Origin of the sequence: [Anoxybacillus] calidus (assembly GCF_013760845.1) — a bacterium.
GTDB classification, from domain to species: Bacteria; Bacillota; Bacilli; order Bacillales; family Anoxybacillaceae; genus Paranoxybacillus; species Paranoxybacillus calidus.
Map to the genome: position 1 here is coordinate 80,962 of NZ_JACDUU010000008.1, position 15,429 is coordinate 96,390.

Below are 15,429 nucleotides of genomic sequence, written 5' to 3' on the forward strand. Positions count from 1 at the left end.
AATAACAATTGTGACAGTTGAACACGATGAATAAAAATGATGAAACTATTTGACGCGATGACCGTATTTCAATATCGTTCAATGCTTAAGAATCCAATTTTCGATCGGTAATTGACTAGACAGAAAGTATCCGATTGAGGGGGATAGGGGGAAACTGCAAAAAAATGTAAATATGTTGTTGAATTTTTTATTTTTTGTTTTAAAGCGGGAAAAACGCAATAAATTGAAGAATGTGTAGAATGAATCAATAAAGTTGCCATAACAGGAGGAGAGTTTATGAGGTCGATTATCCGCTTTAGTATGAGAAATACGGTTGCTTTATGTCTAATAATTATCATGCTAATTGGCGGCGGGATTTATTCGGTAATGAATATGAATATCGAAAAGTATCCGAACGTCGATATTCCATATTTGACCGTTTTTATCCCTTATCCCGGTGCATCGCCTGAGCAGGCAATGAAAGATATCGGGGAGCCTTTGGAAAAAGAAGTAATGAATATTGATGGTGTGGAAAATGTGTATACTGACGGAACGCCTTGGGGTGTTTCGCTTACTGCCGAATATAAGATGAGTGTTGATATGGATAAGGGAGAAGAGTTAATGCGTCAAGCAGTTGACAAAATAAAATTGCCGGAGGGAGCAGAGAAACCGGAGTTTTTCCGGCAAACTCCCGATAACCCAGTCATCTACTCAGCAGGTATCTATGGAACTGGCGAAGACCGAGAGCTACAGACGTTTGTGAAAAATGAAATCGTTCCGACACTAGAAGGAATTGACGGAGTTGATAAAGTAGAAACATCGGGATTAGAAGATCAAAAAGTGTATGTTCGCCTGAAGCCGGAACAATTAAAAGAATATGGATTAACCGTTGACCATGTGAAACAGATGATTATGGCTAACAATCTGTCAATTCCGACTGGTGATTTGACGGTGAACGATGAAATTTTGCCAGTGCGTGTTAATAAAGAACTAACCTCGCTCGATAGCGTAAAAAATATCCGCATTTTACTGCCGAAACCGAAGATGCCAACAAAGCCTGGTGAAATGCCAGTAACATCGGTTCAATTAGGAGATATAGCAGAAGTCGCTTTTGATAGCGAAGAAAAGAGCTATACACGAATTAACGGTAAAGAAGCAGTAACATTCGGGTTAGTTCCGGAAAGTGGTGCCAATACGGTTGCGATTGTAAAAGAAGCAAAGGAAAAGCTTGAAGATTTAGAACTGCCAAAAGGATATAAGATTGAAACATTGTTGGATCAGTCCACTACCATTAAAGAGTCAGTCTACGCTATGCTGCGGGAAGCTATTTTGGGTGCGGTAATGGCAGTAGTCGTAACCCTATTATTTTTAAGAAATGTTCGTTCTACGATTATTGCGATTATCTCCATTCCACTTTCGATCTTTACATCGTTTTTAGTTCTTCATTTCTTCTTAGGTTATACGTTAAATATTATGACACTTTCGGGAATTGCGGTCGCTGTCGGACGTGTTGTTGACGATTCTATTGTCGTTATCGAAAATATTTTCCGCCGCATCCGCGCAGCGAAAGAACGGAATGACGAGCTAGTGGAGCAATCAACAAGAGAAGTTGCTTCAGCGATTACCTCTTCTACGATTACAACGGTTGCGGTATTTTTACCAATGGCATTTGTTCCAGGAATTGTTGGTCGATTCTTTGCGCCGCTTGCATGGACAATTGTTATCTCATTATTGTTTTCACTATTAGTAGCCATTACCGTTGTTCCATTATTCGCAAGAATTTTCTTATTAAAACTTGAACCAGAAGAACATCGTGAAAGCAGCTTGCAGCACTTGTATCGAAAATCGTTGAACTGGGCGCTTTCCCATCGCTGGTTGACACTTGCTATTGCCTTTGCTCTTTTAGTGAGCAGTGTTATATTGATTGCTCCAAAGCTTGGTACGACATTTTTACCTCAGGAAACGTCCCGTTCTTACCATATCCATGTAACAATGGAACAAGGAGCAAGTGCTGAACGCACAAATGAAATAGCAGCAAAAGTCGAAAGAATATTAATAGAGAAGGAAGATATTGAACAAATTTCCACATCTGTTGGAGAGGGAAGTGCAAGAGTTTCTTTCATCATAAAAGAATCGATCGAGGATGTAGATTCTCTCATTAAGGAAATTCGCGAAGAGTTGACAGATGTGAAAGGGGCAAAAGAGATTACGATGAATGGGGTTGGAGATATGACGGGTGGTGCCTCGTCCCAGCTTCAATTTATCGTAAATGGACCGAACATGAAAAAAATTGAAGAAGCAAGCGAACAGATGGCTGATGCACTTAAGAACATTGACGGACTTGCTGACATAAAAACATCGCTTGAAGGGGAAAAACCGGAAATTAAAATTAATCTGGACGATGAAAAACTAGCAGAGCATCATCTTCTTCCAGCAACAGTGGCACAAAGTTTGCGCAGCTATATTGCCGGAGATGTTGTGACAAAAATGATGATTGATGATACAACGACAGAACTTCTTGTTAATGTAAAACTTGATGATGTTGATTCTCTTGAAGCGCTTGGTGAGCAAACAGTAACGAACATGCTTGGTCAACCAGTAGCTTTAAAAGAAGTAGGAACACTTGAACGAGTCAAAAACCGCGTGGCTATCAACCATTTGAACGGTAAAGAGTATGTATTAGTACAAGCGACCATTACTGAATCAAATACAGGAGAAATCAGTAAAAAAGCAGATGAAGCATTGAACAAATTAGACCTTCCAAGCGGTGTTTCCTGGTATAAAGAAGGGGCGTCAGCCGCGATGGAAGAAGGCTTCCGCAATATGTCGATTGCGATTGCTGTTAGTATTTTGCTCGTATATTTGGTGATGGTTATTGCTTTCGGCGAAGGAAGAGCTCCTTTCGTTATTTTATTTGCCATTCCGTTCTCTGTTATCGGAGCATTGGCAGGATTATGGACCGTTCGCGAACCAATCGGTATGCCGGCGATGATTGGCTTGCTGATGCTTAACGGAATTGTTGTGACAAATGCGATTGTCTTAATTGACCGTGTAAAACAAAACGAAAAACGCGGTATGGAAAAACATCAAGCATTGCTGGAAGCAGGTGTTGTTCGTCTTCGTCCGATTTTAATGACAGCGATTGCGACAGTAGGAGCGTTAATTCCAATGGCATTTTCCAGCCATGCGGGATTAGTATCACAATCATTGGCAGTGGTCGTTATCGGCGGACTAACAACATCAACGTTTTTAACGTTAATTATCGTACCCGTACTTTACAGTTTGCTCCATTCGGCTAAGAAAAAGAAAAGTGAACTTGGACTTGAACGCGCGGCAAATTATTAAAGTAGAGAAGGAAGAAGCTGGTTGGGAAGTTTCTTCCTTATTTGTTGAATATAGTAAATATATCCTTTACGAAAGAAGGGAGAATGATTTTATGTATCATATTCGTGTCCGAGCTTGTGCTTTAATTATTGAAAATGACGCAGTGCTTCTTGTTGAATTTGAAGATGAAAACGGGGTTCACTACAATCTTCCTGCAGGAGGAGTAGAAAAGGGAGAGTCGTTAATTGAAGCAGTCAAACGGGAGGCGTGGGAAGAAGCAGCAATTGAAGTCGAGGTTGGACCAATCGCTTTTGTTCACGAGATGGCTCCTCATTTGTTAAGTAAATCATCCGATACAACTATTCATCAAATCAGCATTATATTTGATTGCAAACGAAAGGAACACTCCGTCCCCAAGCTTCCAGAAACTCGTGATCTTAATCAGACAGGGGTTAAATGGATTCCTCTTAGTAAGTTACATGAAATTATCTTATATCCAAACATTAAACAACATATTATTGAGTACGCCAAAAACCGAAAAACATTGGAATTGATTGAGGAACATACACTGACTTATTAGCAAGGGAAAGATTGCGCACGTATGAAAATGAAGAATGTTATATTTTTTAAGATGATTGAACGTTCGAGTATAAATGGGTGAAATACTCTCTTTGATTTCAGTGATTGCTTATGATTTATTTTATGAGGGACTTTAAAAATACAGGTGTTGTTTAAGGGGAGACCTTGGTAACAAAGCACTTAAAGCACTGCGTGATGGTTGGAAGAACATTGAGGATATTTGGTAGAGGAATAAATGAAAAGGATTTATTCCTAAAAAATTTTTCATCGATAATGAGTGATTACTCACTTAACAAATGGGGTTGTATCATTATATAATGAAAGTGAGTAATCACTCATTAAGAAATGGAGGAAACCATATGTCGGAAACGGTATGTATACGTGTTGAACATGTATCGAAACGATTTGGGAAAAAGATCGTGATTGAAGACATTACTATGGATGTTAAAAAAGGGGAAATTTTCGGTATGCTTGGTCCTTCAGGAGCAGGGAAAACAACATTAGTGAAAATGATTGCCGGAATTGCTGAAGCAACAAGCGGAACCATTCATGTGCTAAATACAAAAATGCCCAATTTACAAGTTATGAAGCGCATTGGCTTTATGGCACAGTCTGATGCGTTATATGGAGAGCTGACGGCTCTAGAGAACTTGCAATTTTTTGCAGCGATTTACGGCCTAAAAGGAAAAAAGCAAAAGCAACGGATTGAGGAAGTGATGGAGCTTGTGAATTTATCAGAACATATGAAAAAGACGGTAAACAATTATTCTGGAGGAATGAAACGGCGCTTATCACTTGCCGCTTGTTTGCTGCACGAACCAGAAGTATTAATTTTGGATGAGCCGACTGTAGGGATTGATCCGGTGCTTCGACAATCCATTTGGGAAGAACTTGAACGAATTAGGCAAAAAGGAACAACGATTGTTGTTACAACTCATGTGATGGATGAAGCAGAGAAATGTCAGAGATTGGCGATGATTCGCGATGGTCGCCTGATTGCTGTAGGAAGCCCGGAAGAGTTGAAGAAAAGGACAAATTCACAAACGATTGAAGAAGCATTTTTATATTTCGGAGGTGCAAGGAAATGAGAGTTCGTGCCATCGTCGTGCGAATTATTCGCCAGTTTTTCCGTGATAAACGAACGCTAGGGTTAATGATTTTTGCTCCAATGTTTGTCTTATTTTTAATGAACTTAGTATTTAATGGAGAAGAATATAAACCGACGATTGGAGTTGCCAAAGATGTACCGGATGTCATCGTTGAAAAGTTAGAAAAAAATGATGCTGTAATTAAAGAAATGACCAAGGAAACGGCAAACAATCAATTAGAAAAACAGAAAATCGACGCCTTTATTGAAATGAATGATCAAGCGCCGAAAATTACATTGGAAGGTAGCGACCCATCGGTCAATAAAGCGGTTCTTGTTTCTGTACAAAATGCGTTTCAAGCGTTAGCGCCGCAAACGCAATCACTGGATTTAAAAACGATTTATTTACATGGTTCGGAAGATATGGCGCTATTCGATAACTTTGGTCCTGTGTTAATCGGATTTTTTGTTTTCTTTTTCGTTTTTCTAATTGCGGGAGTATCCTTTCTTCGTGAACGAACAGGTGGAACACTAGAGCGATTATTAGCAACACCGTTAAGACGTTGGGAAATCGTTATTGGTTATGTAATCGGGTTCGGTATTTTTACGACATTTCAAGCGAGTTTAATATCTTGGTTTGCCATTGACATTCTTGACATGATGATGGAGGGATCATTTTTATATGTGCTGTTCATTACTTTCTTACTAGCAATGACAGCTTTAACATTAGGAACGTTATTGTCCGCATTTGCAAACAATGAACTCCAAATGTTTCAATTTATTCCGTTAGTCGTTGTTCCGCAAATTTTCTTCTCAGGGCTATTTAACTTAGAAACAATGACAGAATGGCTCCGCTCATTAAGTGTCATTATGCCGCTAACATATGGGGCGGACGCACTGAGGGAGATTATGATTCGCGGTAACGGCTGGGAAGAAATCGCGTTAGATGTGTATGCTTTACTTGGCTTTTCTCTGTTATTTATGGTATTAAATGTGATAGCATTAAAGAAATATCGAAGATTGTAAGGAGTAAAAACAAATGAATGATCAACAATGGCTAAAAGAGCTATTGAAAGTAAATGATGAAGAAGTAAAACTGAGCGATAAACAAGCGAAAATTTTAGAAGCGGCGATTGAAATGTTTGCCGAAAAAGGATATGCAGCAACCTCAACGAGTGAAATTGCCAAACGGGCAGGTGTTGCCGAAGGAACGATTTTCCGCCACTATAAAACAAAAAAAGATTTGCTGTTAGCCATCGTCACTCCGACTGTAACAAAAGTCGTTGCTCCGTTTTTAGCAAAGGAATTTGTTAAGGAAGTGTTTGAAAATCAATACAAAAGCTATGAAGATTTTATTCGAGCGCTCATGAAAAATCGTTACGAATTTGTAAAAAAGCATTTGCCGCTTATTCGCATCTTTTGGCAGGAACTGGCGTTTCACTCTGATATTAAGGAACAATTTCAAGCTGTATTTATCGAGAACGTATATGAGAAATTTAAAAGAATTATTGAATATTTTCAAACAAAAGGTGAAATTGTTGAGCTTCCGCCAACAACTGTCATTCGCATGACGGTCACCACAATTGCCGGATTTTTACTTACTCGATTTATCATCTTGCCGGACCAAGAATGGGATGACGAATCTGAAATGGAACGGACCATTCAATTTCTTATGCATGGATTAACAAGAAAATAAAAGGATAAGACGGGGCTGATCCAAAAGTGTCTGACCTCACTCGAAACCATATATAATGGTGTTCTCATCTAATGTTATGTATTGTTGTGGTTGTCGGGTCTGACACTTTGCTTTTGGGTCAGTCTCGTTTTTTGTCTATCAGGCTTGTGAACTACTTACCACTTAACTTTGCTGGAATTAGGAGACTTCTTTCGGAATTGTGTTCAAAAATACTATGAAAGTGGTGCTTGGAGTCAAACATTTGACGCAATAGTCGAATACATATTTTAGATAACTGAATATTTTAAATATAGTAAAAAATAACAAATTGTGGTATTATATTGTGTTGTAATATTCTTATAATACAGAAAAATGAAGAGGAAATGAATGGTATGAATAAATTAAAGGGTTATAAAATGGAGTGGGCTTTCTCTTTCGTAAGGTGGTTTCTATTGGGGATATGTGTCGTTTTATTTTGTATTGAACCAGTTCAAGCATTTTTTCATTTGGAGAGAGACTCGGTTTCCGCTTTATTTATAATCAGTCTGTGTTACATATTAATCACACAATATAGCTTATGGAAAATGATAACAGAAGGAAGTCATACAGCGAAACAAATCCTTCAAATAGGAGTTTGCTTTGACTTTCTTGTGGCGATGTGGTTGCTTATTGTCACAGGAGGAGTGAACAGTCCGCTAGCGCCAATGACATATTTGGTAATTATGCATGCTGCGTTTTATTGGAATATAAAAGGTGCTATCATATCCACTGGCAGTGTTATTGCTGGGTTTATTATTATTTTTTTGTTAAAGGGACAGCCTGCTTCTGAGAGTATGCTTTTTTATTTTTTCTTACACATCGGATTGACAGCGATTGTCGGTTTATTCGGAGGTCTTATTGTTGCGCGCGAGAGAAAACATTTCTATGAAAAAGCCACAGCAAGAAAACAGGTAAGAATCGATTATTTAACAGGATTATACAATCGTCGTTGTTTTCATGAATCGCTTCGGCGTATTGTACGTGAAACAAAATCTTGTATACTTGTCATGGCGGATGTCGATCATTTTAAATTAATTAATGATCAATACGGGCATGTAATGGGAGACCTTGTATTAAAAGAAATTGGCAAAATTCTTGCCGAGTGTGTACGAAAAGAAAAAGGCAGAGCTTTTCGTTATGGCGGTGAAGAATTTGCGTTTTTGTTTCCTAATGCAAATCATCCGTGTATTAAACGAGTAATTGAAAAAATTTACAAAGAATTAGCGGGACAAACATTTAGGGATAACACTCTAAAAGTGACAATGAGCTTCGGTGTTGCAAGATGGCAGACGGGTGAAAGGGAACATGAATGGTTGGAGCGGGCCGACAGTTTGCTATATAAAGCAAAAAATCAGGGTAGAAACCGTGCAGTATTTGATGATCAATCTATTTTTGTAAATCCAGTTACTAAACGAATAGAAAATTATAATATACAAACTAAAATCACGATTTAAAAAAATAACCCAATCTCTCAAAAAGAGATTGGGATTGTTATTTTGCCTCTGATTTAGCAACAATGCGGTCATTTTCAATAGTAATATAAATATTTTTTACTTCTTCTTCATCAAGAAGCAAATCAGCAATTTGATCTTCTACGTGTTCCTGGATCGCACGGCGAAGCGGACGAGCGCCGAATGCAGGATGATAGCCGATTTCCGCGAGTTTTTCCTTCGCTTCTTGAGAAATGTCAACTTGAATGCCTTCTTCTTTTAATGTTGCTTTTAGTTCGTCAAGCATAAGTTCTACAATTTGTAACATGTGTTCTTTTTCAAGCGGTTGAAATTCGATAATCGCGTCGAAGCGGTTTAGGAATTCAGGTTTAAAGTAAGAACTTAATGAATCAAGGATGCTTGTTCGGCTGTTTTCTTTGCCGAAACCAACAGTAATCTTTTTGTCAGTTACTCCCGCATTGCTTGTCATAATAATAACGGTATCTTTAAAGCTTACCGTACGGCCTTGGCTGTCCGTTAAGCGACCGTCCTCTAAAATCTGCAAGAACATGTGCTGCACATCAGGATGCGCTTTTTCAATTTCGTCTAACAAGATAATGCTGTAAGGATTACGGCGTACTTTTTCTGTTAATTGACCAGCTTCCTCATGGCCTACATAGCCTGGAGGTGAACCGATTAATTTAGACACAGAGTGCTTTTCCATATATTCGCTCATATCTAGACGAATCATTGCGTCTTTAGAACCGAATAATTCTTCGGCAAGTGTTTTCGTTAATTCTGTTTTACCAACACCAGTTGGTCCAACGAATAAGAATGAAGCGATTGGGCGGTTTTTTGCTTTCAATCCAGCACGGCTGCGACGAATCGCTTTTGCCACTTTTTTCACCGCTTCTGCTTGTCCGATTACTTTCTTGGCGAGATTTTCTTCTAAGTTTTTCATTTTTGCTTGTTCACTTGCTTGAAGTTTACCAACTGGAATGCCTGTTTTTTCTTCAATAATTTTTTGAATGTCAGCTACGTCTACAATTGCTTTTTCTGTTTTATTTTCTAATTGTTTTTCCAGTTTCAATTCTTCAGCACGAAGTTTTGCTGCTAATTCGTAGTTTTCTTCTTTTGCAGCTTTTTCTTTTTCTTTTGCTAGCTGAGCAAGGCGCTCTTGAATTTGTTTTTCATCAGTTGGACCGGTACGCAAGTTTACTTTAGAACCTGCTTCATCTAATAAATCGATTGCTTTGTCAGGTAGGAAGCGGTCTTGAATATAGCGATGGGATAATGTGACACACGCTTTAATCGCTTCATCTGTATATTTCACTTGATGGAATTGTTCATATTTTTCTTGAATGCCTTTTAAAATTTCAATGGCTTGTTCGATTGTTGGCTCATGTACCATTACTGGTTGGAAGCGTCGTTCAAGCGCCGCGTCTTTCTCGATTTGACGATATTCTTTTAATGTCGTTGCACCGACAACTTGAAGCTCGCCGCGCGCTAATGCAGGTTTCAAAATATTGCCCGCGTCCATAGAACCTTCGGCAGAGCCAGCACCGACAAGCAGATGGATTTCATCGATAAATAAGATAATATTTTTACGATGTTGCAATTCAGCAATTAATTGTTTCATTCGTTCTTCAAATTGACCACGGATACCGGTATTGGCCACAAGGGAAGCAACATCGAGTAAATATACTTCTTTGTTTAAAAGCTTCGCTGGCACATTTCCTTCGGCAATTCTTAATGCAAGCCCTTCAACGATCGCGGTTTTACCTACACCTGGTTCACCGATTAACACAGGGTTATTTTTATTTCTCCGGTTTAAAATTTCAATCACACGTTCAATTTCTTTATCACGGCCGATAACAGGGTCGATGAGACCGGCTTTGGCAAGCTGTGTTAAGTTGCGGCCGAATCTATCTAAAAAGCCACCGCCTTTTCCACGCTGCATTTGTGGAGAAGTTGGCTGTTTTACTTCAAATAAGTTTGGTTCAGCAAACCCGTTCAATAATTCGTCAAATGGAAAGTGTGAAAGGTTGTCGAAACCAAAGCTGGATGGAATTTCGATATTTTGTTTTTCATAACATGTGCGGCAAAGGTGCAATTGTTTTTTCTCGTTGTTGAATTGCATATTTACAAACACTGTAGCTGGGCTTTGCTGACAAGATTGACAAAGCATAATTCTCAACCTCCTTTGTTTGACTTTGACTATATTTGACCTTTTCGACTTTATTATACTTTGACCTTTTTTGACTTTCAAGTACCTTATGTAAATTTTTTTATGAAAAAGATGAGAAATTATTTTGACCGATTTGTGAAAATGGAAATACAAAGAAGGACAATATGATATAGTGAGGAGTAGAAAAATATATAAAGGAGAGAAAATCGTGAACAGAAAAAGTTTTCTTGCAGCACTTGTTTTGATGATCATCATTGGGATTTTATCTTCTTGCGCACAAAAGAATGAAGAAAATGAAGAAGCGGAAGAATTGGCGTTTCTTGATGTAAAAATTCAAACAGAAGAGAAAATTGAGCTAAACAAAGAAACAGAAATCGCTTGTCTTGTTACATATGGAAAAGAGAAAGTAACTGATGCGGATGAAGTGAAATTTGAAATTTGGAAAAATGGCGAGGAAAATCATGAAATGCTATTAGGTGAGCATCGCGGAGAAGGGAAATATTCTGTTAAAAAAACATTTACCGAGCCGGGAACTTATTCAATCGTTGCACATGTTACTGCTAGAAGCATGCATAATATGCCAAAGAAAGAAATTACGGTAGGCGAAAACCAAACAGCTAATTCTGAAAATCGTTCAAAGGATAAAAATGAGCATGAAGGTGAACATCATGGTCATCATCATTCGCATGTTATGATTGCATTTCGAAACGAGCAAACTTATCAAATCAATACTGATATCGCTTTGATCGCCAACGTTCAGACGGATCATCAACCTTTATCGGAAGCACAAGTAAAATTTGAAGTTTGGAAGGAAAATGCGCAAAAACATGAATTTATTGACGCGAAAGAGGGAGGAAATGGAGAATATAAAGCAGTAAAAAAGTTCACTGAACCGGGAATTTATTTTGTAAAAATTCATGTACAAAAAGGAGATATTCACGAACATCAAGTTGAAAAAATCGTTGTACAATAATGATCTCGTAAGGGACTGACTTCTTCGATGCTTACAATATTTATGGCTGTCTGCTCTTATTGTCCATAAATATTGTCGTTGGAGGTGTCGGTCCCTTTGTTTTTGAGACAGTTTTTTATTATGTTCGTCTTTCCGTGTCTTTTTTTTCATATATATGACTATATGTAGGACAAGGAAGACAGGGGGGAACAAATTGGAGACAGCAAAATGGTCTGGAGCTGTACAAGTAGCAGCGGTTTATGTTGGTACGGTAATTGGGGCGGGATTTGCTACTGGAAAGGAAATAGTAGAATTTTTTACGCAATACGGCTTGTTTGGACTTATCGGTATATTGATCAGCGGTTTGCTATTTATTTGGCTTGGCACTAGAATGATGATTATCGCCGGAAGAATAAACGCTTCTTCTTATAAAGAGTTAAACGATTATTTGTTTGGAAAAACAATTAGTTCATTTATTACATTGATGATGACGTTAATTGCGTTAGGAGTCTCATCTGTAATGTTGTCAGGGGCTGGAGCGGTTTTTGAGGAACAGCTCGGATTGTCTAAGCAGCTTGGGATATTTGTAACCATTTTGCTTGCATTTATTGTAATGATTTTTGGATTAAAAGGACTATTCAGTGTCAACCTTGTTATTGTTCCAATGATGATCTTATTTAGTATCATCGTTTCATGCATTGTTTTGCCTGATTTGGAAGTAAGCACTTTTTCCTTTTTCTATGATTACTCTTTAAAGTGGCTGCTTTCTCCATTTGCTTATGTTGCGTTTAACTTAGCGATGGCGCAAATTGTACTTGTTCCGTTGGCGAGTGAAATAAACAATGAACAGATTATAAAAAGAGGAGCTATATTAGGCGGAGTGGTATTATCTATAGTGTTAGTAAGCAGCCATATTTCGTTACTAGCAATACCTAATTTGTTGCTGTATGATATTCCGATGGCTGAAGTCGTAAAAACATTTTTCATATCTTTTTATTGGGTGTATATATTTGTGATTTACGGTGAAATTTTCACTTCGCTTATCGGAGGAATATTCGGACTGCAAAGGCAGCTGCGTAGTTTCTTTTCGATTCCAAACATTTTCCTCCTTTGCATTCTTTTGATGATTATCTATTTTATTAGCCTGGTTGATTATAGTGCTTTGTTGTCGTTTTTATATCCGCTTTTCGGTTATACAAGTCTTATCTTTCTTATTTTGTTAGTATACCGCAAAGTTCCTGAAAGAAAATAATGCGCTGTTGTATTTTAGAAAGTGTATTGACCTTGTGAAAAATTTCTCACATAATCAAAGATGAAACATATATTTAAATAAATGGTTTTAATGTTAATGATTACTTGTTCTTGTTGTCAGAACACTCCGTTTTAGTATTACTTAATGAAATGTTTACATAATCATAAAACAGCTAAATGACACAGTTAATGTTTTGCTAATATATTGGTGATATAGAAACTTTGCGGTGTTGGAGGGTAAATGTTTGTGGGGAAATTTAGTAAATATCTTATTTTTTTAGCAATAGGAGTGTTCTTTACTTTAGAAACGTTTCATATAATTGATGTCTATTGGACCAATTTATGGCCCTTACTCATGTTTGCGCTAGGTGTTACTATTCATGTTTTTTATTTTCTCAGCGGTTCCCGAAAAAATTTGGCTTTTCTTTTGTTACCGGGAGGAATGTCTCTTTCGTTAGGAAATTTAGTGTTAAGTGATGACAACTATCATTTTGTATGGTCACTTTATCTTCTTGGAATGGCATTAGGTTTATTCGAGTGGCAAATATTCGGAGAAAATGAAGATTTTTCTACTCCGGTTATGTTATCGGCAGCTCTTGCCGTTTTGATCATGTTTTCCGATGGTTTCTCATACATTTATTTATGGCCGTTTCTTTTCGTCGGCGGTTGTGTTTATTTGATTTATTATAAGAAGCAATATGTGTCAAGTTTATTGAAGATAATAAAACCGACTCGATAGAAAGTCGGTTTTATTTATAAATGAAAGCGATACAAAGCTTCCGAAGGGGAAAAACAGCGTTTGAGAGAGCTGTAGCCTCATGTATTTTCCCATCCTGCTGTTGTTTCGTGAATGGTATTTGTAAAGTTTTGAGCAATTATATTAACTTCTTTAATATATATATTGAATCTTCAGAATTAACAACTGTGTTGGGTTAGAGGATAAAATGATAAAAGTGCGTCATTCTAAATATTGACTACTATAATTAAAGGAGAATGAATGATGACTCAATCGAAGCGTCAGGAAGAACGACAATGGACTGTCCGAAAGCAATCACAAAATCCTCATGGAAAAGTAAAATCATTTGCTGAATTAGCCGAAGATACGGGAGTAAAGAAGAAAGAAGAATGAAAACAGCATGCAGAGTTTTTCTGCATGTTTTTTATTTTTAACATCATCAATAATATTTATTAATAAAAGAACAGAATGAATGGCTAACCTAGGAGTTGGAGCTATTTGATTTAGGGCAACTAGATTAGATATTGTTCGGGTTATTATGGTTTTTTTATATTTTCCAGCTAAACACCCATTTTTTATTGAAACATATAATGTTACGACTAAAAATGGGTGAGGTGTTTTTCTATGTACTATTCCTATTCGTTTCCTAGCTACTATCCGCATCAAAGCCAGCATGTAGTTTCTTTTCAACCAACATTATTATATCGAAATAATGGACAATACCGGAAAATGACTGATATGATTTTGAACGGAATTAAAGGAGAGGCATCTGCCGTTCAATTTTATCAGCAACTTGCGAAGAAGGCGCCAAATGAAAAGATAAGAGAAGATGTTTTGCATGCATTAGAGGATGAGAAAAATCATTTAAAGCAATTTATTAACTTATATGTAATGATTACAGGAAAACACCCTGTATACAAAACAGAAGAAGTCTTTTTTGATACGTTTAAAGAGGGACTGGAGCTTGCTCGAAAAGATGAGTTAGAAGCGTATGAAGATTACCGTAATGCTTATTTAGCAACACAGGATCAAACGATTCGCGATGTATTTTTTCTTGCAATGACAGATGAGATTGAGCATGCTTTGCGCTTTAGTTTTTTACTTAGCGAATTGCGATAAAAAGAGTCAGGAATTCCTGACTCTTTTTATGAACGCGTTTAGTAATTTAAGTCGACACGTTCTCCTTTGACAATGTAGAAAATGTTTTCGGCAATGTTTGTAATGTGGTCTCCTGCTCTTTCTAAATTTCGCGTAATAAATGATAGTTGCGTAACTTGCTGAATAGCTTCAGGCTTTTGGCTCATTAGTTCAATTAGTTCTTGAATGATTTGTCCTTGTAGTTCATCAACGCGATCATCGACTTTTGCGATACGATGTGCTTCTTGAATATCCTCTGCATTAAAAGCATGAAGAGCATCGTGAAGCATTTGCTGAACGATGTTTGCCATCTTCGGAATATGAACAATGGGCTTAACATGAGGATCCTTGCCGATAAATTTCACTGATTTCGCGATATTTACAGCGATGTCGCCAATACGTTCAATATCCGATGAAATTTTTAAGGCAACAATTAAGCGGCGCAAGTCAGAAGCAACAGGTTGTTGACGTAAAATCATGGTAATAGCAAGATCATTAATCTCTTTTTCCATTTGATTAATTCTTTTATCATTTGCAATGATTTCATCTGCTTTTTCTAGATTTTGCTGCTGTAATGCTTCAATTGATGCATCAAGCGCTTCTTGTGACAATGAAACCATTTGCATTAACTTTTCTTTTAGATTTTGTAAAGCGGCATCGAAACTTGAGCGATTATTCATCCGCCATCCCTCCTTGTTGTAAGTAACTTGTTACGATTGTTTTTCGTCTAAAAGAATATAAAATAATTATCATCATTATAATAAATAATTTATATGGATATATAAAAAATATTTATAATTTTTGTTAAATTTCGATTAAATTTGTTTACATTTTTTACACTGGAAGTTTTCGCAATAGGAAAGAGAGCTTACGTTGCTTTTCTTATAAGGTGGACTGAAAAATGTTTGGGAGGAATTTTTTGTGAATATCGCTTTTTACTAGTGCATATAGTAAGAAGTATGATATATTAGCTTAGGAAAATTGAAGAAGAAATGGGGTTGACGATAAGTGTCTAACCTCACACAATATGTAATGCACTAAGCGTGCATTAA

General features: G+C 37.2%; 13 protein-coding genes. 11 read left to right on the forward strand and 2 right to left on the reverse strand.

Going from position 1 to position 15,429, the window contains the following annotated elements; all coding sequences use genetic code 11:
- Positions 1 to 276: 276 nt before the first annotated feature.
- The 6 genes from HNQ85_RS14735 to HNQ85_RS14760 all read left to right on the forward strand — a co-directional run bounded on the left by HNQ85_RS14735 (position 277) and on the right by HNQ85_RS14760 (position 8,137).
- Positions 277 to 3,324: an efflux RND transporter permease subunit gene (locus tag HNQ85_RS14735; RefSeq protein ID WP_181538488.1), complete on the forward strand. Its 3,048-nt coding sequence runs from the start codon at positions 277 to 279 to the stop codon at positions 3,322 to 3,324.
- A gap of 91 nt (positions 3,325 to 3,415) precedes the next feature.
- Complete coding sequence (locus HNQ85_RS14740) at positions 3,416 to 3,883, forward strand: NUDIX domain-containing protein (protein ID WP_181538545.1); 468 nt, start codon at positions 3,416 to 3,418, stop codon at positions 3,881 to 3,883.
- Positions 3,884 to 4,241: 358 nt separating this feature from the next.
- On the forward strand, positions 4,242 to 4,970 hold the full coding sequence (locus HNQ85_RS14745; protein WP_181538489.1) for an ABC transporter ATP-binding protein: 729 nt from the start codon (positions 4,242 to 4,244) through the stop codon (positions 4,968 to 4,970).
- Entirely contained in the window at positions 4,967 to 5,995 is a 1,029-nt protein-coding gene (locus HNQ85_RS14750; RefSeq protein ID WP_181538490.1) for an ABC transporter permease, read from the forward strand. The genes HNQ85_RS14745 and HNQ85_RS14750 overlap by 4 nt, the downstream gene beginning before the upstream one ends.
- A 13-nt stretch (positions 5,996 to 6,008) precedes the next feature.
- Entirely contained in the window at positions 6,009 to 6,665 is a 657-nt protein-coding gene (locus HNQ85_RS14755) for a TetR/AcrR family transcriptional regulator (RefSeq protein WP_181538491.1), read from the forward strand.
- Between the two features lie 371 nt (positions 6,666 to 7,036).
- Positions 7,037 to 8,137, forward strand: a complete 1,101-nt coding sequence (locus HNQ85_RS14760; protein ID WP_181538492.1) for a GGDEF domain-containing protein — start codon at positions 7,037 to 7,039, stop codon at positions 8,135 to 8,137.
- Positions 8,138 to 8,174: 37 nt separating this feature from the next.
- On the opposite strand, the gene HNQ85_RS14765 is transcribed toward HNQ85_RS14760, so the two are convergent.
- The gene (locus HNQ85_RS14765) at positions 8,175 to 10,301 is read right to left on the reverse strand and encodes an ATP-dependent Clp protease ATP-binding subunit (RefSeq protein ID WP_181538493.1); all 2,127 of its coding nucleotides are present in this window, start codon (positions 10,299 to 10,301) and stop codon (positions 8,175 to 8,177) included.
- 208 nt (positions 10,302 to 10,509) lie between these two features.
- Here HNQ85_RS14765 and HNQ85_RS14770 point away from each other — a divergent pair, with 208 nt between their 5' ends.
- The 5 genes from HNQ85_RS14770 to HNQ85_RS14785 all read left to right on the forward strand — a co-directional run bounded on the left by HNQ85_RS14770 (position 10,510) and on the right by HNQ85_RS14785 (position 14,359).
- Positions 10,510 to 11,274 (forward strand): FixH family protein, encoded by a 765-nt coding sequence (locus tag HNQ85_RS14770; protein WP_343046535.1) that lies wholly within the window; start codon positions 10,510 to 10,512, stop codon positions 11,272 to 11,274.
- Between the two features lie 154 nt (positions 11,275 to 11,428).
- Positions 11,429 to 12,505: a YkvI family membrane protein gene (locus HNQ85_RS14775; protein ID WP_181538494.1), complete on the forward strand. Its 1,077-nt coding sequence runs from the start codon at positions 11,429 to 11,431 to the stop codon at positions 12,503 to 12,505.
- 246 nt (positions 12,506 to 12,751) lie between these two features.
- Complete coding sequence (locus tag HNQ85_RS17450; protein ID WP_220129249.1) at positions 12,752 to 13,243, forward strand: LiaI-LiaF-like domain-containing protein; 492 nt, start codon at positions 12,752 to 12,754, stop codon at positions 13,241 to 13,243.
- Between the two features lie 261 nt (positions 13,244 to 13,504).
- Entirely contained in the window at positions 13,505 to 13,633 is a 129-nt protein-coding gene (locus HNQ85_RS17455; protein ID WP_220129250.1) for a DUF6254 family protein, read from the forward strand.
- Positions 13,634 to 13,864: 231 nt separating this feature from the next.
- Positions 13,865 to 14,359 (forward strand): ferritin family protein, encoded by a 495-nt coding sequence (locus HNQ85_RS14785; protein ID WP_181538496.1) that lies wholly within the window; start codon positions 13,865 to 13,867, stop codon positions 14,357 to 14,359.
- 38 nt (positions 14,360 to 14,397) lie between these two features.
- On the opposite strand, the gene phoU is transcribed toward HNQ85_RS14785, so the two are convergent.
- Positions 14,398 to 15,057 carry a phosphate signaling complex protein PhoU gene (gene phoU, locus HNQ85_RS14790; RefSeq protein WP_181538497.1) on the reverse strand — a complete coding sequence of 220 codons (660 nt, stop codon included), beginning with the start codon at positions 15,055 to 15,057 and terminating at the stop codon, positions 14,398 to 14,400.
- Between the last annotated feature and the right edge of the window lie 372 nt (positions 15,058 to 15,429).

What these genes read in the sequence shown, in the direction of transcription:
- HNQ85_RS14785 (WP_181538496.1), top strand. Translation starts at nt 13,865, where the DNA reads ATGTACTATTCCTATTCGTTTCCTAGCTACTATCCGCATCAAAGCCAG.
- HNQ85_RS17455 (WP_220129250.1), top strand. Translation starts at nt 13,505, where the DNA reads ATGACTCAATCGAAGCGTCAGGAAGAACGACAATGGACTGTCCGAAAG.
- HNQ85_RS14735 (WP_181538488.1), top strand. Translation starts at nt 277, where the DNA reads ATGAGGTCGATTATCCGCTTTAGTATGAGAAATACGGTTGCTTTATGT.
- HNQ85_RS14740 (WP_181538545.1), top strand. Translation starts at nt 3,416, where the DNA reads ATGTATCATATTCGTGTCCGAGCTTGTGCTTTAATTATTGAAAATGAC.
- HNQ85_RS14775 (WP_181538494.1), top strand. Translation starts at nt 11,429, where the DNA reads ATGACTATATGTAGGACAAGGAAGACAGGGGGGAACAAATTGGAGACA.
- HNQ85_RS14750 (WP_181538490.1), top strand. Translation starts at nt 4,967, where the DNA reads ATGAGAGTTCGTGCCATCGTCGTGCGAATTATTCGCCAGTTTTTCCGT.
- HNQ85_RS14755 (WP_181538491.1), top strand. Translation starts at nt 6,009, where the DNA reads ATGAATGATCAACAATGGCTAAAAGAGCTATTGAAAGTAAATGATGAA.
- HNQ85_RS14760 (WP_181538492.1), top strand. Translation starts at nt 7,037, where the DNA reads ATGAATAAATTAAAGGGTTATAAAATGGAGTGGGCTTTCTCTTTCGTA.
- HNQ85_RS14765 (WP_181538493.1), bottom strand. Translation starts at nt 10,301, where the DNA reads ATGCTTTGTCAATCTTGTCAGCAAAGCCCAGCTACAGTGTTTGTAAAT.
- phoU (WP_181538497.1), bottom strand. Translation starts at nt 15,057, where the DNA reads ATGAATAATCGCTCAAGTTTCGATGCCGCTTTACAAAATCTAAAAGAA.
- HNQ85_RS14745 (WP_181538489.1), top strand. Translation starts at nt 4,242, where the DNA reads ATGTCGGAAACGGTATGTATACGTGTTGAACATGTATCGAAACGATTT.